Consider the following 23,907-nt stretch of genomic DNA (forward strand, 5'->3'; position numbering starts at 1 on the left):
GCTCTCGGTGTGGTACGAGGGCTTGCCCGGGGCCCGGGCGCACGAGGAACATGAAATGACCAACGCCGCCGTGAGCGAGCCGGCCGTCGAGGCGCCGCCGAAGCTTTCCTTTGCTCAGACCATCAGGAGCCTGCCGCACTCCTTCTGGATGGGCTGCACCATGGAAATGTGGGAACGGCTGGCCTACTACGGCGTGCGCGTCGTCATGCCCATCTACATCGCCCAGGCCGACGAACCTGGAGGGCTCCACTTCAGCCAGCAGGACAAGGGCACCATTTACATGGTCTGGGCCCTCATCCAGTCGCTGCTCCCGATGGTCTCCGGCGGTTACGCCGACCGGTACGGCTACAAGCGCACGATCTTCATCACGGTGTGGCTGAAGATCATCGGTTATCTGCTGATGGCGACGCAGCGGAGCTTCGCCGGCTTTCTGCTCGGCGTGGTCCTCCTCGCGACGGGCACGGCCCTCTTCAAGCCCGGGATCCAGGGCACCCTGGCCCAGTCGATGGACAAGTCGAACTCGTCGGTCGGCTGGGGCCTCTTCTACTGGCTCGTCAACGTGGGCGCGGCGATCGGCCCGCCGCTCGCCGGCTACCTCCACGGCAAGAGCTGGCCGTGGGTCTTCTACGGCTGCGCCGCCATCATCTCCCTGAACTTCCTGATGCTGTTCACGTACAAGGAGGTCGACTCCGGCGCGGACAAGACCTCCGGGGCGTGGAAGGTCTTCAAGGACACGATCAAGAACATCTGGGACGCGCGGCTCATCACCGTGATCCTGCTGCTCTCGGGGTTCTGGCTGATGATGTACCAGCTCTGGGACCTGATGCCGAACTTCTACACGGACTGGATCAGCAGCACCTCCTTCGTGGAGAACAACCCCTGGCTCCCGGCGTCGTGGCTCGATATCAAGGATCCGCGCGGGGTCCAGCTCAAGCAGGAGAACGTGCTCAACGTGAATCAGGTGAGCATCGTCCTGCTCCTCGTGCCCTTCTCGTTCCTGGTGGCGAGGATGAAGGTGCTCTCGGCGATGACGCTGGGCATCCTCGTCGCCATCTTCGGCATCCTCGTCTCAGGGACCACGACGTCGCTCTACGTCCTCTTCCTGGGCATCCTGCTCTTCTCCATCGGCGAGATGCTGACCGGCCCGAAGAAGAGCGAGTATTTCTCGCTCATCGCGCCGAAGGGAAAGAAGGCGCTCTACCTCGGCTACATCAACATCCCGGCGGCGATCGGCCCTGCGATCGGCGCGCAGATGGCGGGGATCCTTTATGGGACCCGGGGCGAGAAGGCCACGCTGGCCCTGCGCTACCTCGCCGAGAAGACCGACTTCGCCAAAGGGAAGGCCTGGAACGGCGACGTGGCGTCGCTCTCGGAGCTCCTCGGGGTGTCGCGCCAGCAGGCCTTCAGGACGCTGCAGGAGACGCTGCACATCGACGCCGCCGAGGCGACGCGCCTGCTCTGGGATACGTACCGGCCTTACGAGATCTGGTATTCGTTCGCGGCGATCGGGGTCGCTTCGCTCGTGGGGATGCTGATCTTCTCCCGGCGCTCGAGGCGGTGGAAGGACCTCGACGTGTAGGGCGCGTGGGCCGCGCGGGCGCGGGCGAACTCGCTTCGGATCAGCCACTCCTCTGCTGGAGTCGCGGCGCTCCGGCCTACTCGCACGCCTCGCCGAGGACGTACCCGTGCTTGCAGATGCAGCGGCACTCGACCTCGAACTCGGGCTCGTTGCACGCCGGCCGGACCTGCCGCACCTGCTTCGCCGTCCGGCCCTCCCTGTCCTTCACCTGCACCTCGATCTCGTAGTCGTGATCGAAGATGTCGCTGCCCGACCAGTGGTTCGGGCAGACTCCCACGTTCGCGAAGGTCGAGATGTCGGCGTCGACGCTCGCTCCCCAGCCGTCGCCGGTCGGCCTGAGGTTGACCGTCCTCGCCTCGGACATCACACGCCCGGACCCGGGATCGCGGAGCGAGCCGGACAGCTGGACGCCGCAGGCGCTCAGGTTCGTCGCGCGGACGCCCAGGAAGAGCACCCGCCCGCCCTGCGGCGGCATGATGATGTCGATCCCGTCGCCGTCGCTCACCGGGTGCGCCGCGTCGCTCGAGTCGAGCGCGATGACCTCCATGCGGATGTCGGCGCCCTCCTCGCCCAGGTACCCGAGCTTGCAGGCGTGCTCGACCGGCGGGGGATCCACGCCGTCGTCGGCGCACGCCGGCGCGGCGAGCAGCAGCGCAGCGAGCCCACGGCTCGCCGCAGCGGGCCAGGCCATCAGCGGTCCCGCCCCTCCGGCGCCGGAGGATCACCCCCGTCGTCCTCCGGCTCCTCCCGCGGGATGGGCGCGCGCGGGCGCCTCGTGGCGCCGAAGGAGCTGGAGCTGGTCGGCGCCATGGTGATCGGCGCCATCACCCGCGAGTCGGGCGCCGGCCGCTGGGACAGCACGTCGCCACGCCACCTGCCGTCGACGTCCGCCTCGGCGCGCCCCGGCGCCTCGCTGGGCGCCGAGCTCCATTCATGAAGACCTGCCTGCGGGAAGGGCGTGCGCTCGGCCAGGTACGCCGCGAGCAGCCGATCGCGCTCGAGCTCTTCCGTGCTCGGCGGCGGGGGAGGATCGAGCGTCGGCAGCTCGTCGGTCCACGTCAGGTCCGCGTCGTCCAGGCTCGAGCCAGACCCGGCGCTGGAGAACGCGCGCGGCGCGTTCCGCTCCGTCGGGACAGGCTCCGGGGCGTAGCTCGGGGCACCGCCCGGCGCATGGCTGGAGGCGCGGGCCGGCGTCGGGCTGAGGGTACGGGGCGGCGCGTGGCTGGAGGCGCGGGCCGGCGTGGGGCTGGGGATGCGGGGCGGCGCGTAGCCCGGGGCGCGGTCCGACGCGTGGCTGGAAGCACGGGCCGGCGTGGGGCTGGGGGTGCGGGGCGGCGCGTAGCCCGGGGCGCGATCCGACGCGTGGCTGGAAGGACGGGGCGATGGATAGCGAGGGGCAGGGGCCCGGTCCGACGCGTGGCTGGAAGGATGGGGCGATGGATAGCGAGGGGCAGGGGCCCGGTCCGACGCGTGGCTGGAAGGACGGGGCGATGGATAGCGAGGGGCAGGGGCCCGGTCCGACGCGTGGCTGGAAGGATGGGGCGATGGATAGCGAGGGGCAGGGGCCCGGTCCGACGCGTGGCTGGAAGGACGGGGCGGCGGATAACCCGGGGCGCGGTCCGACACGTGGCTGGAAGGACGGGGCGGGGTGTACGTGGGCGCGTGATCGAGCGCGCTGGCGGGCGGAGGCTCGGACGCGAAGGAAGGGCTCCGCGAGGTCGGCGGCGGCCCCGGCGGCGGCGGATCGATGGTCGGGAGCTCGTCGTCCCAGTCCCAGTCCTCCCGATCGACTCGGGAATCCGACCGGCGCGACGACGCGCCGAGCCGGAGATCCCCCGACCTCCGCGACGCCGGGAACGCCGCCGGAGGGCCGATCGTCGGCAGCTGGCCCACGCCCGGGTCCCGCGCCGGCGCGTCGTCCCGGCGCTCGATCTGCCGCGACGGGCGCGTCGGCTCGGGCGCCGGCACGGAGTACCTCGTCGACGCGACCTGCCCGAAGGGCCGCGAGTCCCGCGGCAACCGCGGCGGAGGAGGGACGGCCATCGCCGCGCGCGCCGCCGCCGTCGAGGGGGGCGGCTGCGTCGAGATGAGGTTCTCGTCACGACCCCGCTCGGCCGGCGCCGGGCGATCCGCCGGCGCAGGATGCCGGGGCTGCACGCTGGTCGGCGACGACCCGGCCTGCGCGGAGCCCGCGAGCGGCCTGCCGAGCCACGCGGCCTCCTTGCGCGCCTGCGCGGCGCGCGCGCCTTCCTCCGAGCGGACCGCGCGCGGCGCGAGCGTGTCGCCCGGCTCCGTCGGCGGGATCTCGTCGCCGAAGAGCACCGGCGCGGCGGCCGTCACGCGCGACTCCACCCCCGCGGCGCCCCTCCCGGAACGGAAGCCGAACGCGGCGCGGATCGCCCGCTCGTGGTGAGGCTCGACCTCGACGGGCCGGACGATGAAGCACGGCTCCGCGCCCGGCGCCCGCACCGAGAGGTCGACGTCGAACGGCGCGCCGAGGAGCTGGCCCTGCTCGTCGAACAGGATGCGCACCGGCGGCTGCGCGAAGTGCGCGGGCGACATCGGCGTCGAGAGGACGACCCCGAGCTCGCCGGTGCTCAGCTGCACGAACGTCCCGGTCGGGATGATGCCGAGCGCGCCGACGAGCAGCTTGCCGATCGCCCGGTCGGTCGCGCTCTCGGCGCCCGTGATCATGCGCTGGAGCACGGCGTCGAGCGACGAGGCGCCGCCCGACGCGGTCTCGATCGTCGGGAACGGCGCCGTCCGGAGCTCCGTGAACTGGCGGGCGGCCGCCAGGATCCGCGCGAGCACCGTGGGGCTGCGCCGGCCGCCGTAGAGCGAGCCCTGCCGGCCGCCTTGCCGGAGCGCGAGCGCCTCGTAGGCGATCACCGTGCGCGTGATCGAGGGCGCGTGCAGCTTGCCGAGCGCCGTCAACATGACGGCCGCGCTCGCGGGCAGCCGCTCCTTCTCGTCGTCGCTCAGGCCGCGCTCGAGGAGCGAGCGCGCGACAGGCTCCCCTTCGTCGGCCGAGCCGGCGAGCACCCCCGTGAGCCGCAGCCGGCTCACGTCGTAGAGCAGCGCCGCCGTGACGAGGCTGCCGAGCATCCTCCTGTCGGTCGTGAGCTGCCGGGCGATGCCCAGCGCGACGATCGCCGTGGACACGCTGAGGCCCCCCTCGTCCGGGTCGGCGATCTTGCCGGCGGCGACCGAGAGCAGGAGGCGCGCGTCCTCCTCGGCCGCGGCGACGAGCTTCTGCGCGACGCGCTTCACCCGCTGCGGCAGGATCGCCGGGGACGAGCGCAGGGCCGCGTAGAACGACCGCATCACGAGGATCGCCGCCGCGTAGGTGCGGCTGATCCGGCCGATGCGGGTGCCGTCGCCGTCGATGGCCCCGCCAGGGAACGGGTTCGTGAGCTTGCGGACGCGGACGCCCCGCAGGCTCGACTGGAGGAGCCGCGCGGCGATGCTGCGGTCGCGCTGGGCGTCGGCGAGGAGGCGGGCGAAGGCGGCGAGCTCGGCCCGACGGACCGCCTTGTCGAGCACGAGCTCGGAGACGTCGCAGGCCTCGAAGAAGCTGCCGAGCTCCAGGGCGACCTCGTACGTCTCGCGCGACGCGCGGAGCATCTGGCCGTTGAGGAAGAGGGTGTTGCCCGCGAACACGATCGTCGCGGCCTCGCTCCCCGACAGCTCGCAGAACTGGACGATGCTGTCGATCGCGGACGGAACGAGCGACAGCACCGCCTGGTTCGAGTCGCTGTGCAGGAGGCACGCCTTCGCGAGCCGGTAGATCATCTGCACCAGGCCGAGCGCCGCCCGGCGCCGCCCGTCGGCCTTCACGCCCGAGATCGCCGTGTCGCCGGTGCTCTCGTGGAGGTTGGCTTTCTCCTCGCTCACGGCTTCCTCCCGCCGCGGGGCGACGGAGACGGCGCCGGCTTCGTCGAGGGCACCGCGCTGCCGGGCGCAGGCTCGATGGCCGTGCGGGACGGCGCGCCGAACGGCAACGAGGCGGGGCCATGCCGCACGCTGTACGGCGCGGCGCTGGCGCTCGAGGGCGGGGTGGGGGACCTCGGCGGCGTGGCCGGGCGCGGCATCGACGGCGGCATCGGCGGCGGCGCGGCCGTCGGGGTGGACGACGACGTGGAGGAAGGCGGCGGCCCACGCCGGCTGAACGGCACGGAGGTGGGAGGCGCCGAGGCGGCCCTCGCCGAGGCGGGCACCGGCGAGACGAGCGGCGGCCTGTAGGCGGATCGGCCGGCGTCGCCGCCGTTCGGGGTCATGGCCCCGGGGCGCGGGGTGCTCCACGGCTCGAGCGGGTCCGGCAGGCTGAGCGGCCCGCCCGGGCTCACGCGCCGGACCGAGACGGGCGAGTACGAGCGCTTTGCGCGGGAGGGCGGCGCGCTCGCGTCCGGGTGCGCCTGCGCCGGCGGGCGCTCGCTCGGGCGGGTCGGCGCGACGAGGCGCGCGGCGATCGCGACCGCGGCGCGCGCGGCGGCGTCGCGCACCGGCGGGGTGTTCCACCAGCGCGGCTTGGTCGCCTCCTTGACCGCGCGGAGCGCCTCGTAGCTCCGCGCCTGGCAGAGGAAGTGCGCGGCCAGCTCGCGGGTCTGCTCGATCGCCTCGGACGGGATGAGCTGGCGCTTCTCGAGCAGCTCGATCGCGAGCTTCTCGGCGCGCGCGGGGTTCAGCTGCGCGACGGTCTCGAGCCACTGCCGCCGCTCTGCCCCCGAGAGGTCGTGGAACGACGGCGCGACGATCCGCCGCACGAGCGTCGGGCCCGCGGCGAGCACGCCGAGCTTGCCGATGAGGCGCAGGGCCTCGCAGCGCACCGGCGGCGCGGGGTCGTCGAGGAGCTTCTGGAGCTCCTCCCGGACGCGCTCGGCGGCGGAGCCCGCGGAGCCGCCCTCGCCCGTGGCGGCGTCGGGGAGCTCGGCGAGCGCGTTGATGCGCACCTCGACGTGCGGGCTCGCGAAGCCGGCCTCCAGCGCGGCGAGGGCGCCGGGGGTCTTGAGCTGCGCGAGCAGCTGGAGGAGCGTCAGGGCGAGGGGGGCCGGGGCGCGAGAGAGCAGGTCCCCGAGCTCGGCCTCCCGGCCCGGCGCCCACCGCCGCATGTAGGCGAACAGGACCTCGCGCAGGCGCTCGGACTGCACAGCGCCGTGGCACTGGCATGCGGCGCTGAAGAGCGAGCCGTCCTCGAGCGCGTCGAGCGCGTGGGCCAGCCCCTCGACGATCGCCGGGTCGAGCGGCGCCACGCTCCGGCTCGCGCCGGCCTGCGCCGCGCTCCGGCCCGCGCCGGCCTGCAACGTGTTTCGGCTTGCGCCGGCCTGCGCCGCGCTGCGCCCTGGGTCGGCCTGCGCCGTGCTCCGGCCTGCGTCGACCTGCGCCGCGCTCCGGCTTGCGCCGGCCTGCGCCGCGCTCCGGCTTGCGCCGGCCTGCGCCGCCACGCCTGCGGCCGCCGCGCCGCCGAGGGCAGCGCCCGCGGCCGCCACGCCGTGGCCCGCCGCGCCGGTGGCCGACGCTCCCGTGGCCGCCGCGCCGGTGGCCGCCGGCTCCTCCGGGGGAGCCGTCGCGAGATCGTTGAGGATCGCCCGGAGCGCCTCGACCGGAAACATCGCCTGCGCGAGCGCCCGGTCGACGGCGCGCGGCGAGAGCTGCGGCAGCGCAGCGCTCGATCGACTTGCCGCACTTGCCGCACTTGCCGCACCCGCCGCGCCGCGCTGCATGCCGTCGAGCCGCGCGAAGAACGCGCGCCGGAGCATCGTCTGCACCTCGAACGCGAGCTCGTAGCTGTGCAGGACGATCTGGTCGGCGGTCCACGCGGTGAGCGCCCCCGTCATGCGGTCCTCGTCGCCGTGCCGGACGGCGTCCACGTAGCCGTCGACGAACGCGTCCATGTAACGCTCGTTCCACTGCTCCGACGGCAGCGCGATCTGGGCGCCGAGGGTGCTCCGGGTCAGCGGGTCGATGGCGAGCGCCGAGGCGGCCGCGCCCGTCTCCGCGAGCGCGGCCTCGACGTTCCGCTGCAGCGCCCTGCCCGCGAGCGAGCTCTCGTCCCACAGGCTCTCGATCTGCGCGAGGGCGCGCGCCCCCACCGCGACCTCCCGGCACTGCTCCTCGAAATCCTCCAGGTCCGCGTCGCCCTCGGCGAACTGGTCGATCGCCATGTACGCGATGTGCTCGAAGCGCCGGTCCCAGAGCGCCGTCACGGCGTCGTCGTCCTCGCCCATGCCGAAGCTCTGGTCGCGGAGCAGGATGGCGGCGAAATCGCGGAGCTCGGCCTCGGTGATGCCGGCCTTGATCTGGATCTTCCGGACGCCGTCGGCGAAGAGCTGGTAGGGGATGCGATCGAACGGGGGCCTGTCGGGCTGCCAGATCGGCTGGCCGCCCGAGGTGAACGCGCTCGGGGTGACCTCCCAGCGGACGCCGAAGGGGTTCTGCGCGAGCGTCCGCGTGATCTCGTCGAACGCGAAGTGGATGCCCTTGTTCACGTGGGGGTGGTTCCACCCGTACTGGCGGATGTTGCTGAGCACGAGCGCGAGCTGCCTCCAGACGCCGACGAGCCGCTGGCAGGTCTGCTCGACGAGCGCGAGCGACGGCGGATCCTGGTCCTCGTCGATGGTGTCGTTGCCGCGGACGAGCACGCGCGGCGCCTTCTTCTCGCGCGAGGGCGTCAGCTGGCCGGCGGCGTGCGCGGCCGTCAGCCGGCGGAGCTCGCCGCGCATCGCGGCGGCGCTCTGGAAGCGGCCCCCGCGCTCGAAGGCGAGCGCCTTGTCGACGAACGCCACGATCTCGACCGGCAGGTCGGGGACCTCGGTCGCGATCGACGGCGCGGTCTGCGTCGCGGCGAGGAAATACGACTCGGACTCGCTCCGGCCGCGGTTGAGCCGCTTGCCCGACAGGAGGGTGAACAGGCTCGCGCCGACCGACCAGAGGTCGGACCGGCCGTCGATGCCGGACACGCCCATCGCCTGCTCGGGCGACATGAAGGCCGGCGTGCCGAACGTGAGCCCCGCGCGCGTGGCCTGCCGCTCGGGGTCGCGCATCCGGGCGATGCCGAAGTCGAGGACCTTCACGTGGCCGGCGCTCGTGACGAAGATGTTGGCCGGCTTGATGTCGCGGTGGACGATGCCGAGCGAGTGGCACTTCTCGAGCAGATCGAGCACGACGTCGAAGACGGGCAGCACCTGGGCGAGCGGGAGGGTGCCGCCGGCGCTGCTCGCGAGCCGCTGGAGCGTGGTGCCGGAGAGCAGCTCCATGACGAGGAACGGCTCCCCGCGGTCGCTGAGGTCGTCCTCGACCACGGCGACGCGCGCCGGGTGATCGACCCGGTTCGCGATCTTGCCCTCGCGCAGGAAGCGGTCCCGCAGCTCGCCGTTGCGCGCGAACTCGATGTGGAGGACCTTGACCGCCGCCCGCGTCCCCCTGCGGTGGGTCGCCGCGAACACCGCGCCCATGCCGCCGACGCCGAGCAGATCGTCGAGCCGCCACTTGGCGTTCAGGGCTGTCCCGATCCGCGCAGCGGCGGTGTCCACGAGGTTGGGCTCCTCGGCGTGCGGGTCGAGCGGGGCCATAGACCGGGCAGCGATCAGGGGCCGCGCAGTGCGCGGCAGAGGGCGAGCAAGCCTGGCCGAGCATACATGGTTCCCGCTGAAGCGCGAACCATGACAAGAACGTCCGCCCTCACGGAATAAAGGTGGGAGAAGCATCCCGTGGGGCTGCTGCCAGGCGCCTCGCAGCGCGCCGCGCGCGGTTCACGTGGGGTCACGTGGGTTCACGTTGGTTCACGTTGGTTCACGTTGGTTCACGTTTCCGCGCGCAGCCCATAGCGACGATCACGGCCCGCCGCGGAGCGCGCCGACACGCCCGGACAAGCACGGACGATTCCCTGCTTCAGCGCACGTCCAGCCGCGGCGCTGCGCCGGCGTCCTGCTCGGGGGCGCCTGGCCACTCGGGGCACGTGGCGCGGTAGTCGATGCCGGGCATGAGCTGCGCCCATTCCTCGCGCGTGAAGTTGCGCCCGGCGTAGGCGCACGCGCGCGCCATCAGCAACTCGGCCGCGATCGAGAAGACGCGCGCCGCGCCGTCGTTCGCGGCGGTCACGACGCGGGTGGCGTCGGGGCTGAACACGGCGTCCGTCAGCGTGACGCCCTCGGCGCGGAGGGTGATCGCCTCGCCCTGCCCGTCGACGGGGAGCACCCGCGCGATGCCGTCGCTCGACACCGCGACGAGGCGCGCGCTGTCGCTGCTGAACGCGACGGTCCGGACCGCCGCGCCGAGGCCGCTCAGGAGGAGGGGCTGGCCCTGGCCGTCGACGCGGAGCAGCCGCACGCAGCCGTCGAGCGCGGCGATCGCGACGTGGCTCCCGTCCGGGCTCACCGCGATCGCGGCGATCGCCCGGTCCTCGTACCCCGACGGGAGGACGCGCGGGGCGCCGCGGCCGTCCGCGGGCCAGACCTTCACGTCGGGCCCCGACGTCGCCACGATGTGCTGGCCATCCGGGCTGAACGCCGCCCGGAGCAGCCCCGCGCGCTCGTCGCGCAGCACGACGGGCTCGCCCGGGACGCCGTCCTCGAACACGCGCAGGATGCCGTTCCACGAGGTCGTGACGATCCGGGTGCCCTCCGGGCTGAAGGCGACGCCCACCACCCGGTCGTCGTGGACCCCGAGCACGATCGGCTGGCCCCGCCCATCGGCGCGCCAGATCCGCGCCGTCCTGTCGGCCGAGCCGGTGACGAGGCGGCTCCCATCGGGGCTGAAGTCGACGCTGAGCAGGTGCTCCGCGTGCCCGCGGAGGACGACGGGCTCGCCCGAGCCGTCGGCCCGGAAGACGCGCGCGGTCTTGTCGGTCCCGGCGGTGGCGATCCTGCTGCCGTCGTGGCTGACGGCGATGCCGGTCAGCGGCCCCTCATGGCCGCGCAGGAGCAGCGGCTCGCCCGGCCCGCCGAGCCGCCACACCCGCGCGGTCCCGTCCTCCGACGCGGTGACGACGCTCGCGCCGTCGCGGCTGAAGGCGGCGCTGTTCACGACGCCCTCGTGGCCCTCGAGGACCATCGGCGCGCCCTTGCCGCCTTTGCTCCAGACGCGCGCGGTCCCGTCCGCGGAGGCCGTGACCACCGCACCGCCGTCGGCGCTGAACGCGGCGCTGCGCACCGCGCCCTCGTGCCCGCGGAGGACGACGGGCTCACGCCGGTCCGCGCCGAGGATGCGCGCCGTTCCGTCGCCCGTCGCGAGGACGATGCGGTCGTCCACCGGGCTCGTGTCCGCGCTCTCGACGCCCGGCCCGTGCCCCTTCAGCGCCGCGGGAGCGCCGTGCCCGTCGGCGCGGACGACGTGGACCGTCCCGCTGATGGCCGTGGCGAGGATCCGGGCCCCGTCGTGGCTGAACACCGCGCGCCGGATGAGCCGCTCGCCCAGGGGCACGACGAGCGGCGGCTCGCCCTCCATGCCGGGGCGCCACACGTAGATCGCGCCGCCCGTCGTCCCCGCGACGACGCGGCTGCCATCCGGGCTGAACGCCACGCTGGTCGGCGCGGCGTCCCTCGTCTCGAGCGCGCGAACCTCGTGGCCGTCGGGGCGCCACAGGCGTACCGCGCCGTCGGTCGACGCGGTCGCCAGGAGGCTCCCGTCGTGGTTGAAGGCGACGGCGACGACGCCGGCGGACGTGGGGGCGCGCAGCACGAGCGGCTCGTCGCGCCCGCCCAGGCGGAAGATCCTCGCGGCCCCGTCGGCCGAGGCGGTGGCGACGAGGCGGCCGTCGGGGCTGAAGGTCGCGTGGTGGACCGCGCCGCCGTGCCCGACGAGCACCTCCTGGTCGACGGCGGGGCCCCAGACCGCGTCGCCGAGCGCCTGCACCACGGCGGGGCCCGCGGGGCGGCCGCTCGCCCTGGCGGCGAGGGCCGCCTCCACGGCGAGCAGGCGCGCGCGGGGCAGCAGGCCCTCGGCGCGCTCCTTCGCCGACTGGGCCGCGAGCCGCCGGGCGCCGTTCTCGCGCGACTCCTGCTGCGCGCGGACCAGCGCCCGCTCCTCCTTCCCCATCTTCCAGAGGAGCACGAGGGTGAGGCCGCCGAGCAGCGTGACGGCGACGGCGAGCACGGTGACGAGCCGCCGCGCCGACCGCTTCTGGCCCTCCGCCCGCGCGCAGGCGGAGAGGAACGCCCTCTCCTCCGCCGAGAGGTCCGCCCGCCCATCGCACCACGACGTGAGCTCCGCGAGCGCCGCGCCGCCCACGACATAGTCGTCCCTCCGCCCGTGCGACAGCCAGCGCGCGAGCGGCTCCCTCGTGGCTCGGTCCGCCTCCCGCGACAGCACCCACGCCCGGTCGAAGACCTCGCGGACGACGCGGTTGCGCACGTCGAGGTACGGCGCGCCCGAGGCCGCCGTCCGCTCCACGGAGAGCCCCGAGAGCAGCAGCGCCCGCTGGACCGGGTCCCCGGCGTCGACGCCCACCCGGTGGCCGTCGAGCAGCTGCTTGTAGAGCTGGAGGAGCGCCGGCGCCCGCCCGCAGCGGGGCCCCTGCGCCTCCAGGCACCGCTCCGCGTGGCGCAGGTTCGGGTCCTCGGTCCGGCCCTGGTCCAGGAACCGCCGCGCGACGGCCTCGTCGACGTCGAGATCGCGCCGCTCTCCGGCGAGATCCGCGCAGAGCCGCTGCGTCATGTAGGGGTGCCCCGAGGTCCACGCGAAGACCGCGTCGAGCAGCGCGTCGGGGTCGGCCACGAGCCCCTCCAGGCCCGCGCGGAAGCCGCGCACCTCGGCGCGGGTGAAGTCGTCGAGCCGGATCGGGCGGCCGGTGGTGAACGGCGCGCGCGCCGGATCCGCGGCGAGCTCCGAGGGCGCCGCCGCCCCGAGCAGGCAGAAGGTCAGCCGGGCGTTGGCGGGGCGCTCCGCGCGCCGGTTCACGAAGGCCCGGAGGATGGCGAAGAAATCGTCCCGCGAGAACGGGAGGGACAGCGTGGCGTCGACCTCGTCGATGAACAGGACGATCGCGGAGGAGATCTCCACGAGCACGACGTCCTCGAGCCAGCGCAACCAGCAGTGCGCCGGCCCGAGGTGCCAGTGGGCATCCCAGAACTCGTCCGGCGGCTCCAGCCCGAGCTGCTCGGCCATCTCCGACGCGATCCCGAGGTACCAGCCCACCGGCGAGGTGGTGTCGGTGCCGAGCGCCCCGAGATCGACGCTCGCGCACTCCACCTGCGCGGCGCGGAGCCGCGTCGAGACCTGGAGTCGCAGGCTCGACTTCCCGATGTGCCGGGTCGACAGCACATAGCAGAGCTCTCCGCGCAGGAGCGCCTCGAAGAGCTCTTTGTCCGCGGGGCGCTCGATATAGATAGCGCCCTCGCCCACGGTCCCGCCCGCCTGGAACCGGCGCCTGTGATCACCGGCACTGGCCTTCGCCTGATCGAGGTCGGGAGGCGCCGAGAAGGTCACGAATCTGACGGTGCCATGCGACGCCAGGACCGTCAACGGAACGACAGCCCGCGTCGCAGGCGTCCGCGGTGAAACAACAGGGCTCGCGACGGCGCGGTGAATGTCACGCGAATGTCGCGTCGACCGGATGGGCTGGCGCTCACACGATCGGGATTCGCCGGCGAAGGCGCTGGCGAGGCGCGCGGCCCGGCCCCGGCTGTGCGCCTGCGCGACGGTGTTGCGCGCGGCGCGATTGCGTGTGCGTCGGTGGTGTCGTGCCGCGAAAACCCGCTTTTACGTCCAGAAATCGTGGACCGCGCCGCTGCTGCTGGTGTAGCGTTCGCGCCGTGCGAGGGGTGTTGAGGGCGGGGCAGAATCACGTCGTGGCCGCGCTGGCCGCCGTGCAGCTGCTCGTCTGCGCATTGCGCTCCGCGGCTCGGAAGGCTCCTGCAGGCACTACGGCTTTGCCTGACATTCCAGAAGTGCCTGCCGGAGCACGCGGGCGGCCCGGACGCGCTCGCGCCGGCCGCGTCGCTGCCCATCGGGCTCATCAGGCGAGATGGGCTCTCGTCCGGCGCGTGTGCCGGCTCGCGTGGATGCGTGATGGCTCGACACGCGGAGCTGAGGTGAACACGATGGACCGGCGGCGATCGAGACTCTCCCTCTGGCGGACGGCGCGGGCGGCCGGGGCCGCCTCGCTCGCGCTCCTCGCGGCGGCGTGCGCCGAGCTCGACGAGGAGCCCACGCGGTCGGCCTCGCTCGGGGCGCGCGCGAGCGACTGGCGGGAGGAGATCATCTATCAGGTGCTGACAGACCGCTTCGCCGACGGCGACGCGGGGAACAACACCCGGGTGTCCTCGGCGCCGGGCAGGTGGCACGGCGGCGACTGGAAGGGGCTCGAGGAGCGTCTGCCCTACCTCGAGGAGCTCGGCGTCACCGCGCTCTGGATCTCGCCGATCGTCAAGAACGTCGAGACCGACGCCGGCGTCGACGGATACCACGGTTACTGGACGCAGGATTTCACCGAGCTGAACCCCCATTTCGGCGACCTCGCGTCGCTGCGCCGGCTCGTCGCGTCGGCCCACGGCCGCGGCATGAAGGTCATCCTCGATATCGTGACGAACCACGTCGGCCAGCTGTTTTATTATGACATCAACGAGAATGGGCGGCCCGACGAGGACGTCCGCGGCGGCGGCGAGGACGGGCGGCTCCAGCACGCGGCCGTGAACGAGTACGATCCGGAGTTCGACCCCCGCGGCGTCCGGGCGCGGACGTCGCTCGGCAAGTCGTCCCGTCGGGCGCCGATCGTCTTCCGTCACGACCCCGCGACCAACCACCTCCCGCCGCAGCCCGAGCTCTTCCAGGACCCCGAGGTCTACAACCGCAAGGGGCGCATCCTCGATTTCGAGGATGTCGACCAGCTCGTGCACGGGGATCTCCCGGGCGGCCTCAAGGACATCGACACCTCCCGCTGCGACGTGAAGCGGGCGATGGTCGACATGTTCGTGCGCTGGGTCGAGCTCACCGACGTCGACGGGTTCCGCATCGACACGCTGAAGCACGTCGAGCACGAGTTCTGGCGCTATTTCACGCAGAACGTCCGGCTGCAGCTGGCGGCGATGGGCAAGACCGATTTCTTCATGTTCGGCGAGGCCTTCGACGGCAAGGACGACCTCGTCGGCAGCTTCACGAGGCACGAGGTCCCGGCCCACCCGCACGACGAAGCGCTCGGCGGCGATCTCGAGCGCGAGAACGGCGACGAGGCGGAGGGGGGCTGTCCGGGCGCCGCGCCGATCACGGGGGACTCGGTCGACTCCGTGCTGTATTTCCCCCAGCATTATCGGGTCTTCCGCGACGTCTTCCGGGACGCTCGGGCCACGCGGCGGATCGAGGCGCTCTGGGACGCGCGGGCGCTCAACTACGGCGCTGAGCCGAACGCGAACGGCATTGGCGTCCCGCCGCTGAAGGCGCTGGTCAACTTCATCGACAACCACGACGTCCCGCGCTTCCTCCATGTCGGCCCGGGCGCCTCGCCCTTCAAGGCCGATCCCGAGGCGGCGCTCAAGAATGCGCTCCTGTTCCTCTTCACGGAGGACGGCATCCCTTGCCTGTACTACGGCACGGAGCAGGGCTTCAGCGGCGGCGACGATCCGGCGAACCGCGAAGACCTTTGGGAGAGCGGCTATGACACGGAGCACCCGCTCTTCCGGTGGATCCAGCGGCTCACGGCGCTGCGCAGGGGCTACCAGGCGCTCACCCTCGGCGAGCAGCGGGTGCGCTGGTCGACGGAGCGGACGGGCGAAGGGGACGAGGACGCGGGGATCTTCGCGTTCGAGCGGGGGGAGCCGGACGGCGACTATGCGCTCGTGGTGCTCAACACGCACCCCCGGAAGCAGAGCGCCACGCGCTTCAACGGGGCGGCGATGACCACGGGGCTGGCGCGGGGGACCGTGCTCGTCGACGTGCTCTCGCCCGAAAAAAAGACATATAGGGTGGGCGCGAACGGCGCTGTCACCGTCAAGCTGCCTCCGGTGAGCGGGGCGCTGCTCATCCCGGAAGACCAGATCATCCATGGTCTCTGATCCTGCCTGGCACTCCTCCCTTCCAAGAGAGCCTCCAACATGGCGTCTGTCAAAGTGCGCGGACTCAACAAGCGATTCGGCCAGACCCACGTGCTGCGCGGCGTCTCGGTCGACGTGCCCGACGGCTCGTTCGCTGTCCTCGTGGGGCCGAGCGGCTGCGGCAAGTCGACGCTGCTGAGGCTGCTCGCCGGGCTCGAGGAGGCAGACGACGGCACGATCGCGCTCGGCGAACGCGACGTCACGCGGCTCTCGCCGCGCGATCGCGACATCGCGATGGTGTTCCAGTCGTACGCCCTCTACCCGCACCTCACGGTGCGCGAGAACCTCGCCTTCGGCCTGAAGCTCCGGAAGACGCCGCCGGCCGAGATCGAGGCGCGCGTGAAGGAGGCGTCGGAGATGCTCGGGCTCGGCCCGCTCCTCGACCGGCACCCCCGGGCGCTCTCCGGCGGCCAGCGGCAGCGCGTGGCCATGGGCAGGGCCATCGTGCGGCGGGCGCAGCTCTTCCTGTTCGACGAGCCGCTCTCGAACCTCGACGCCGCCCTGCGCGCGCAGGTGCGGGTCGACATCCGCAAGCTGCACGATCGGCTCGGCGCGACCAGCGTCTACGTCACCCACGATCAGGTCGAGGCCATGACGCTCGCCGACGAGATCTTCGTGCTCAACAAGGGCGTCGTCGAGCAGTCGGGGCCGCCCCTCGAGGTCTTCGCCCGGCCTCGCACCCGGTTCGTGGCGAGCTTCCTCGGCAGCCCGGCCATGAACTTCGTCGAGGCGCGCCTGGAGAGCCGGGGCGGCCGGTGGGTCGCGGCCCAGGGCGACCTCGCCATCGACGTCGACGCGGCCGACTTCCCCGGCGCGCTCTCGTCCGGGCGGCAGGTGACGGTCGGCGTGCGCCCGCACGAGGTGGACCTCGCGTCGGGCGACGACGGCGCCCCGTTCGAGGTGGCGATCGTCGAGGCCCTCGGGGCCGAGTCGTACGCGCACGGCACCGTCGCGGGGGCGCCGTTCGTGGCCCGCCTCGACCCGGCCGCGCGCGTCGCGAAGGGGGACACCGTGCGGGTCGCGCTCCGCCAGGTGCACCTCTTCGACGCGGGCTCCGGGCTGAGCCTGCGAGAAGCGTGAGGCGACCGTGCCGAGCCGTCGCTGTCGTCTCGCGCTCACGCTCGCTGTGTTCGCGGCGTTCGCTGCGCCCGCGCTGATCCTCCTCTGGCCCGCGCTCGCGGCCGCGGCGCCGATCCGGCTGTGGCACGCCTACCGCGACGACGAGGCCAGGGCGCTCGACGCCATCGTCGCGGCCTTCAAGGGCGAGGAGGTCGAGGTCCTCGCCCTCCCGTTCGACGCCTACGCCTCGAAGCTCCAGGCCGCGATCCCGATGGGGGAGGGGCCCGACCTGTTCATCGACGCCCACGAGCGGCTCGGCGACTTCCGCGCGCGCGCCCTCGTCGCGCCGGTGGGCGACGCGCTCGAGCCGGGCGGCGAGGCCGTGTTCCTGGGGCCGGCGCTCGCCGCGGTTCGCCAGGGGGGCGAGATCCTCGGCCTGCCGATCAGCCAGAAGTGCGTGGCGCTCTACATGAACACCGCGCTCGTGAAGGAGGCCCCGGCGACCCTCGAGGACATCGCGGCGCTGGCCGGCTCGCTCCCCGAGGGCGTGTACCCGCTCGCGTACGAGGCGTCGAACGCCTACGCGCACATGCCGATCCTCGCGGCGTTCGGCGGCGCGATGCTGCGCGAGGACGACCAGTTCGGCTTCGTCGGCCCGGGGCCCGAGCGCTCGCTCGAGCTCGTCCGCTCGCTGATCGAGCGCCGGGTCGTCCCGGAGGACGCGAACGGCGCGCTGGTGACCGACCTGTTCAACGCGGGCCGCGCCGCGTTCGTGATCAGCGGGCCGTGGTTCGCGGGCGGCCTCGGCGAAGAGGCGCGGCGGCGCGCCCGCGTCGTCCCGCTCCCGAAGGTGCGCGAGACCGGCCTCCCGATGCGGCCGTTCCTGACCGTCGAGGCGGTGATGCTCTCGCCCCAGGGCGCGCGGCGCGCCGGGGCGCGGGCGCTCGCGCGCCACCTCGCGGGCGCCGCGGCCGCGGCCACGCGGCTCGAGGTCGCGCGCACGCCGCCGGTGCGGAGCGACGTGGCGGTCCCGGCCGGCGACGCCTTCATCGCGGCGTTCACCGAGCAGGCCAAGACGGCCATTCCGATGCCGACCTCGCCGGCGATGCGCTCGACCTGGGAGCCGGCCACGCGCGCGATCCGCAAGGTGCTCCGGGGCGACGCGCCCCCCGACGTCGCGCTCTCCGAGGCCAAGCGCCGCTTCGACGACGTCCGCCGGCCGCCCCCGCCCCCCGCCTCGCCGGCGCCGCTCCTCGTCGCGCTCGGCGCGCTCGCGCTGCTGCTCGCTCTCCGGTGGGTCCGCGCCGCGAGGGCCGCGGCCCCCGGCGTCGCGTCATGGCGCTCGTTCCGGCGGTCGCTCAGGCGCTCGTTCGGACGCTCGTTCAGACGCTCGATTCCGGCCTACAAGTACGTCGCGCACGCGGTCGTCGCGATCGGCGTGCTCGTGATGGTCCCGCTCGTCATCGGCGCGGCGACGTCGCTCTTCGCCGGCAGGGGCGAGGGCCTCCGGTACGTCGGCCTCGCCAACTTCATCAGCATCCTCACGGCCCGCGGCGGGCCGCTCTTCGCGAGCGGCTCGTTCTACCTCGTGCTCGCGGTGACCGTGCTCTGGACCGCCGTGAACCTCTGCCTCCACGTCCTCCTCGGCGTCTCGCTCGCGCTGCTCCTGCACCGCCCGACCCTGCGCCTCCGGGCGCTCTACCGGGTGCTCCTCATCGTGCCCTGGGCCGTGCCGAGCTACGTGACCGCGCTGTCCTGGAAGGGCATGTTCCACCGGCAGTTCGGGGCCGTCACCGGCCTCATCGAGGTGGTGAACTCCGCGCTCGGGACGAGCATCGAGCCCATCTCCTGGTTCTCGAGCTTCACGACGGCGTTCACGGCCAACGTGATGACCAACGTCTGGCTCGGGTTCCCGTTCATGATGGTGGTCACGCTGGGCGCGCTCACCGCCGTGCCGGAGGACGTGCTCGAGGCCGCCGAGGTCGACGGCGCCACGCGATGGCAGCGTCTGTGGAAAATTACGTTGCCTCTGATCCGTCCGGTGCTCGCGCCCGCGGTGACGCTGGGCGCGATCTGGACGTTCAACATGTTCAACGTCGTGTTCCTCGTGTCCGGCGGCGACCCGGACGGCACGACGGACATCCTCGTCTCCGAGGCGTACCGGTGGGCGTTCACCCGCGAGGCCCAGTACGGCTACGCGGCGGCGTACTCGGTGCTCATCTTCCTGCTCTTGACGCTCGCGACGCGGGCCTTTCGTTTCCGGCGGCGGCGGACGCCCGTCTCCGCCATCCCGCAGGGCGGGGCCGAGGCTGGCTCGGCGCCCGTGCCGGCGGCGGCGACGGAGGTCGCGTGACGCGGAGGCCCTCTCCTGTCGAGTCGATCGCGGTGCACGCCGCGCTGGTCGCGGCGGTCGCGTTCGCGCTGTACCCGGTGCTCTGGGTCGCCTCGATCGCCTTCTCCGGGGCGCGCCCGCCGGTGCCGGAGGTGCTGCCCATCCCGAACCAGCCGACGTTCGAGCACATCGTGGCGGTGGTCACGACGTCGAAGAAGGTCGGCGGCGAGCCGATCTGGCTCTTCCCCCGCCAGCTCGCCAACTCGATCGTCGTCGCGCTCGCGACGGCGGCCGTCGGCGTCTCCGTCGCGGTCCCGGCGGCGTACGCGCTCGCGCGCTTCCAGTTCCTCGGCAAGGACCGCGGCCTGCGCGCGCTGCTCGCGACGCAGATGTTCCCCACGGTGGCGAGCGCGATCCCGCTGTACCTCCTGCTCGACGCGCTCGGCCTGCTCAACTCGCGGACCGGGCTCGTGCTCTGCTACGCGTCGACGGCGGTGCCGTTCTCGATCTTCCAGCTCCGGGCGGCGTTCGAGGCGATCCCGGTCGACCTGGAGGAGGCGGCGATGGTCGACGGGGCGACGCGCTTCCAGGCGTTCCTCCGGGTCGTGCTCCCGGCGGCGCGGCCGGCGATCGCCGTGACGGCGCTGTTCGCGATCATGACGGCGTACAACGAGTTCATCCTCGCGGCGACGCTGCTCGGCAAGGAGGAGATGTTCACGCTGCCGGTGGTGCTGCAGCGGTACATCGGCGAGTACGACGCGCAGTGGGAGCGGTTCGCGGCGGGGGCGCTCCTCGTGTCGCTGCCGGTCATGGCGGCGTTCTATGTGGTGCAGCGCCACCTGATCGCGGGGTTGACGACGGGCGGCGTGAAGGGGTGAGCGCGCCGCGGTGAGCGTGGCTGCGGGCGCCCCGGCGCGCGGCGGCCGGGGCGCCGGCGGCGCGGGCCGCCAGCGCCGCGTCCGCCGGCGGCGCGACCCGCGCTGCCCGGCCTCGTGCTGCTCGGGGCCGAGGGGCGTCCCTCCTACTTGCCCGCTGTGCCCAGGCGCCGCCCGTCCATGGGGCCCGGCCCTCGCGGCCGTGGACGCCCGATAGCGACACCGCTATCTCCATGAAGCCATGCCGAAGGCCGAGGATCCCCCGCCCGCCGCCGCGCCGGGGACCGCTCACGCGGACCCCCGCCCATGGGTGGGCGTGGGCGGCGAGCCCCGCGCATCCATGGGCGTGGGCGACGCCGACGGCCGCGGCACGTTCCTGCCGCTCCCCACCGCGCAGCGGCGGCGCCTCGGCCGGCCCTCGTGGGAGAAGGTCGTGCTCCCGCTGCTCGGCCCCGCGCTCGCGCTGCTCGTCATCGGCGCCGTCGCCACGCTCGAGGCCGCGCTCGACTGGAGCGTCCCGAACCCGCCCGCGATCCTCTCGATGATCATCGTCTTCGCGGCGTTCAGCGGCGGCCTCTGGAGCGGCATCGTCACGGCGCTCATCTCGTGCGTCTTCTTCGCGCTCTACTTCTCCAAGGATGGCGTCCTTTTATCGTACGACGAAGACAACCTCCTCCGGGTCATCGTCTACGCCGTCACCACCCCCGCCATGGCGGTGATGGCGAGCATCGCCAAGCGCCGCGCGGACGCCATGGGCGAGGCCTCGCTCGAGAACGAGCGCGAGCACTCCGCGAGCCTGCGCGCCCTGCTCATGCAGCGCCAGGCGGTCGAGGAGGAGCTCCAGCAGGCCAAGGAGGCCGCCGAGGCGGCGAGCCGCGCGAAGAGCGAGTTCCTCGCCAGCGTGAGCCACGAGATCCGCACCCCGATGAACGGCATCATCGGCATGACGTCGCTCGCGCTCCAGACCGAGCTCACCCAGGAGCAGCGCGAGTACCTCGAGATGGTCAAGATCTCGGCCGACGCGCTGCTCTCCATCATCAACGACGTCCTCGACTTCTCGAAGATCGAGGCCGGCAAGCTCGAGATCGAGCCCGTCGTCTTCGACCCGAGCGAGATCATCGGCGACGCCGTGAAGACGCTCGCGCTCCGCGCCCACGAGAAGCGGCTCGAGCTCGCCTACGACGTCGGCCCCGACGTGCCCGAGGCCCTGGTCGGCGATCCGCTGCGCCTGCGCCAGGTCCTCGTCAACCTCGTGAGCAACGCGGTGAAGTTCACCGACGCCGGCGAGGTCGTCGTCCGCGCCGAGGTCGAGTCGCGCGCGCCCCTCACCGCCGAGGAGGAGGCCAGCGCGGACAGCCAGGGCACGCCGAGCCTCTACGCCGGCGAGGCGCTCGGCGACGCCGTGGTGCTCCGCGTGAGCGTGATCGACACGGGCATCGGGATCGCCCCGGAGAAGCAGCGGGTCGTCTTCGACGCGTTCGCCCAGGCGGACGGCTCGACCACCCGCAAGTACGGCGGCACGGGGCTCGGCCTCACGATCTGCGCCCGCCTCGTCGAGATGATGGGCGGCAAGATCTGGATCGAGAGCGAGGTCGGCAAGGGCAGCGCGTTCCACTTCACCCTCCAGCTCCGGACGCTCGATGGCGCCGCCCGGTCGCGCCGCCTGGAGATCCCGAAGGACCTGCTCGGCACGAAGGTCCTCATCGCCGACGACAACGCGACCGCGCGGCGCATCCTCGCGGACACCATCGAGGGCTGGGGGATGAAGGCGGTCCCCGTCGACTCGGGGGCGGCGGCGATCGCGGCGCTCTCGGAGGACTCGGGCGTGTGGGCGCTGCCCTGGGGCAAGCCGGGGGGCAACGCGGTCGGGCCGAGCAGCTCGTTCGGCCTCGTCATCGTCGACGCCCGCATGCCGAAGGTCGACGGCTTCGCCGTGGTCGAGCACTGCCGGAAGCGCGAGATCTTGAAGGGGCGCGTCCTCATGCTGCTCAGCTCGACGTCCGCGCAGGCGGACGTCGCGCGCTGCCGCGATCTCGGCGTCTTCGCCATCGTCACGAAGCCCGTGAAGACGTCCCACCTCCAGGAGGCCGTGTTCCACGCCTTCGGCGTCCCGACGCGGACCTCGCTCCGGTCGGCCGACCCGCGCCGCGCCGCGCCCGGGCCGCGCGCCCGCGGCCTGCGCGTGCTCGTCGCCGAGGACAACGCGATCAACCAGAAGCTGATGCGCCGCTGGCTGGAGCGGCAGGGCCACCACGTGCACATCGTCGAGAACGGCCGCCTCGCCGTCGAGAAGATCGCGGGCGGGCAGTACGACGTGGCCCTGCTCGACGTGGAGATGCCCGAGATGGACGGCCTCCAGGCCGCGCGGGTCGTCCGCGCCCGCGAGCGGCGCGAGGGCGGGCACATGCCGCTCATCGTCGTGACCGCGTACGCGATGAAGGGCGACCGCGACCGCTGCCTCCGGGCCGGCTTCGACGGCTACGTGTCGAAGCCGGTGCAGGTCGAGGAGCTCTACGACATGATCGACCGGCTGGCCGCCGGGCCCTCCGCCCTGGAGATCGAGGACCCGGCGCGCATGTCGCTCGGCGCGCCGAGCTCGGACGCGTCGGCGCCCTCGTCGGCGTCCGACAGCGGGCCGCCGAGCACCCGATCGGAGGAGCGGCTTCTGCCCTCGCCCTCCTCGATCACGGCCCGGCCGATGTTCGATCGCACGAAGGCGCTGGAGCGGACGGGCGGCGACGCCGATCTCCTGCGCGAGCTCGCCGAGGTCTTCCTGGAGGAGTGCCCGCGCTGGATGGGCGACATCGACGACGCGGTGGCCGCCGGCGACGCCCGCAAGCTCCAGCGGGCCGCGCACAGCCTGAAGGGCGGGGTCGACAGCTTCGGCGCGCGGGGCGCGTTCGAGGCCTCCTTCGCGCTGGAGAAGATGGCGCGCGCGAACGAGCTCGGCAGCCTGGCCGAGGCGCAGTTCGCGCTGCGGGCGCAGATCGAGCGCCTGCTCCCCGAGCTCGCCGCGTTCGTGCGCGAGGGCGCGCCGGCGGACCCGGCGCCGCCGGCGCAGGGCGGCGAGCGGCGCTCTGATAGCGAGGTGACGCGATGGTGAGGGTGCTCGTGGTGGACGACTCCCCGATGGATCGGCGCCTCTCCGGGAGCTTGCTCAAGAAGCGCGCCGGGATGGAGCCCGTGTACGCCGAGAACGGCGTCGAGGCGCTCGAGACGATCGCCAGGTCGATGCCCGAGATCGTGCTGACCGATCTCCAGATGCCGGAGATGGACGGCCTGGAGCTGGTCGAGGCGATCCGCCGCGAGCACCCGTACCTCCCGGTGATCCTGATGACGGCGCACGGCAGCGAGGAGATCGCGGTGCAGGCGCTGCGGCGCGGCGCCGCGAGCTACGTCGCGAAGCGGAACCTCGCGGCGGAGCTCGTGAACACGGTCGAGAACGTCCTCGCGGTGGCGCGGCTCGATCGGCGGGAGCAGCAGCTCCTCTCGTGCCTGACGGCGACCGAGTCCCATTTCGAGCTCGACAACGACGTGGCGAAGGTCCCCGCGCTGGTGGGCCACGTCGAGCAGAGCCTCGGCCGGATGCGGCTGTGCGACGAGACGGGCCGGATCCAGGTCGCGGTGGCGCTGCGCGAGGCGCTCGTGAACGCCATCGTGCACGGCAACCTCGAGGTCAGCTCGAAGCTGCTCGACGAGCAGCCGAGCGCCTTCTCCGCGCTCGTCGAGCGCCGCCGGGCGGAGAGCCCGTACCGGGACCGGCGCGTGGTCGTCGTGGCGCGCGAGACGCGCACCGAGGCGACGTACGTGGTGCGCGACGAGGGGCCCGGCTTCGACCCGCGCAACCTGCCGGATCCGACCGACCTCGCCAACCTGGACAAGCCGAGCGGCCGCGGCCTGATGCTGATCCGCACGTTCATGGACGAGGTGCGGCACAACGACAAGGGCAACGAGATCCGCATGGTGATGAAGTGCCGCTCGCCGGGGGCCGGCGGCGAGCCGGGCGAGGACGGCGGCTGACGCGGTCTCCGGTCGCGGCTC

Annotated in this window: 11 protein-coding genes; 7 read left to right on the forward strand and 4 right to left on the reverse strand. The window is 73.2% G+C overall.

Going from position 1 to position 23,907, the window contains the following annotated elements:
- The first annotated feature begins 55 nt into the window (after window positions 1-55).
- The gene (locus ACSRUE_RS09715; RefSeq protein ID WP_441290749.1) at window positions 56-1,579 is read left to right on the forward strand and encodes an MFS transporter; all 1,524 of its coding nucleotides are present in this window, start codon (window positions 56-58) and stop codon (window positions 1,577-1,579) included.
- 76 nt (window positions 1,580-1,655) lie between these two features.
- Here ACSRUE_RS09715 and ACSRUE_RS09720 read toward each other — a convergent pair whose 3' ends face one another.
- The 4 genes from ACSRUE_RS09720 to ACSRUE_RS09735 form a co-directional block, all read right to left on the reverse strand.
- Window positions 1,656-2,270: a hypothetical protein gene (locus ACSRUE_RS09720; RefSeq protein WP_441290750.1), complete on the reverse strand. Its 615-nt coding sequence runs from the start codon at window positions 2,268-2,270 to the stop codon at window positions 1,656-1,658.
- Window positions 2,270-5,473 (reverse strand): hypothetical protein, encoded by a 3,204-nt coding sequence (locus tag ACSRUE_RS09725; protein WP_441290751.1) that lies wholly within the window; start codon window positions 5,471-5,473, stop codon window positions 2,270-2,272. The genes ACSRUE_RS09720 and ACSRUE_RS09725 overlap by 1 nt, the downstream gene beginning before the upstream one ends.
- Window positions 5,470-9,147 (reverse strand): protein kinase domain-containing protein, encoded by a 3,678-nt coding sequence (locus ACSRUE_RS09730; protein WP_441290752.1) that lies wholly within the window; start codon window positions 9,145-9,147, stop codon window positions 5,470-5,472. The genes ACSRUE_RS09725 and ACSRUE_RS09730 overlap by 4 nt, the downstream gene beginning before the upstream one ends.
- Before the next feature lie 319 nt (window positions 9,148-9,466).
- Window positions 9,467-13,000: an AAA-like domain-containing protein gene (locus ACSRUE_RS09735; protein ID WP_441290753.1), complete on the reverse strand. Its 3,534-nt coding sequence runs from the start codon at window positions 12,998-13,000 to the stop codon at window positions 9,467-9,469.
- Window positions 13,001-13,614: 614 nt separating this feature from the next.
- On the opposite strand from ACSRUE_RS09735, the gene ACSRUE_RS09740 reads away from it, so the two are divergent.
- The 6 genes from ACSRUE_RS09740 to ACSRUE_RS09765 all read left to right on the forward strand — a co-directional run bounded on the left by ACSRUE_RS09740 (window position 13,615) and on the right by ACSRUE_RS09765 (window position 23,886).
- A complete protein-coding gene (locus ACSRUE_RS09740; protein WP_441293073.1) occupies window positions 13,615-15,561 on the forward strand; it encodes an alpha-amylase family glycosyl hydrolase in 1,947 nt (648 codons plus the stop codon).
- Window positions 15,562-15,600: 39 nt separating this feature from the next.
- Window positions 15,601-16,680, forward strand: coding sequence for an ABC transporter ATP-binding protein (locus ACSRUE_RS09745; protein ID WP_441290754.1), 1,080 nt, complete (start codon window positions 15,601-15,603; stop codon window positions 16,678-16,680).
- A gap of 7 nt (window positions 16,681-16,687) precedes the next feature.
- Entirely contained in the window at window positions 16,688-19,012 is a 2,325-nt protein-coding gene (locus ACSRUE_RS09750; protein ID WP_441290755.1) for an extracellular solute-binding protein, read from the forward strand.
- The gene (locus ACSRUE_RS09755; RefSeq protein WP_437763820.1) at window positions 19,009-19,869 is read left to right on the forward strand and encodes a sugar ABC transporter permease; all 861 of its coding nucleotides are present in this window, start codon (window positions 19,009-19,011) and stop codon (window positions 19,867-19,869) included. The genes ACSRUE_RS09750 and ACSRUE_RS09755 overlap by 4 nt, the downstream gene beginning before the upstream one ends.
- Window positions 19,870-20,107: 238 nt before the next feature.
- Window positions 20,108-22,969 carry a response regulator gene (locus ACSRUE_RS09760; protein ID WP_441290756.1) on the forward strand — a complete coding sequence of 954 codons (2,862 nt, stop codon included), beginning with the start codon at window positions 20,108-20,110 and terminating at the stop codon, window positions 22,967-22,969.
- Window positions 22,963-23,886, forward strand: coding sequence for a response regulator (locus tag ACSRUE_RS09765; RefSeq protein ID WP_441290757.1), 924 nt, complete (start codon window positions 22,963-22,965; stop codon window positions 23,884-23,886). The genes ACSRUE_RS09760 and ACSRUE_RS09765 overlap by 7 nt, the downstream gene beginning before the upstream one ends.
- Window positions 23,887-23,907 lie beyond the last annotated feature (21 nt).

Source organism: Sorangium sp. KYC3313 (genome assembly GCF_052075895.1).
In the GTDB taxonomy this organism is placed as follows: domain Bacteria; phylum Myxococcota_A; class Polyangia; order Polyangiales; family Polyangiaceae; genus Sorangium; species Sorangium cellulosum_B.

Bases quoted from the DNA above. Each gene is read 5' to 3' on its own strand.
- ACSRUE_RS09715 (WP_441290749.1), top strand. From the start codon at position 56: ATGACCAACGCCGCCGTGAGCGAGCCGGCCGTCGAGGCGCCGCCGAAG.
- ACSRUE_RS09720 (WP_441290750.1), bottom strand. From the start codon at position 2,270: ATGGCCTGGCCCGCTGCGGCGAGCCGTGGGCTCGCTGCGCTGCTGCTC.
- ACSRUE_RS09730 (WP_441290752.1), bottom strand. From the start codon at position 9,147: ATGGCCCCGCTCGACCCGCACGCCGAGGAGCCCAACCTCGTGGACACC.
- ACSRUE_RS09740 (WP_441293073.1), top strand. From the start codon at position 13,615: ATGGACCGGCGGCGATCGAGACTCTCCCTCTGGCGGACGGCGCGGGCG.
- ACSRUE_RS09745 (WP_441290754.1), top strand. From the start codon at position 15,601: ATGGCGTCTGTCAAAGTGCGCGGACTCAACAAGCGATTCGGCCAGACC.
- ACSRUE_RS09760 (WP_441290756.1), top strand. From the start codon at position 20,108: ATGCCGAAGGCCGAGGATCCCCCGCCCGCCGCCGCGCCGGGGACCGCT.
- ACSRUE_RS09765 (WP_441290757.1), top strand. From the start codon at position 22,963: ATGGTGAGGGTGCTCGTGGTGGACGACTCCCCGATGGATCGGCGCCTC.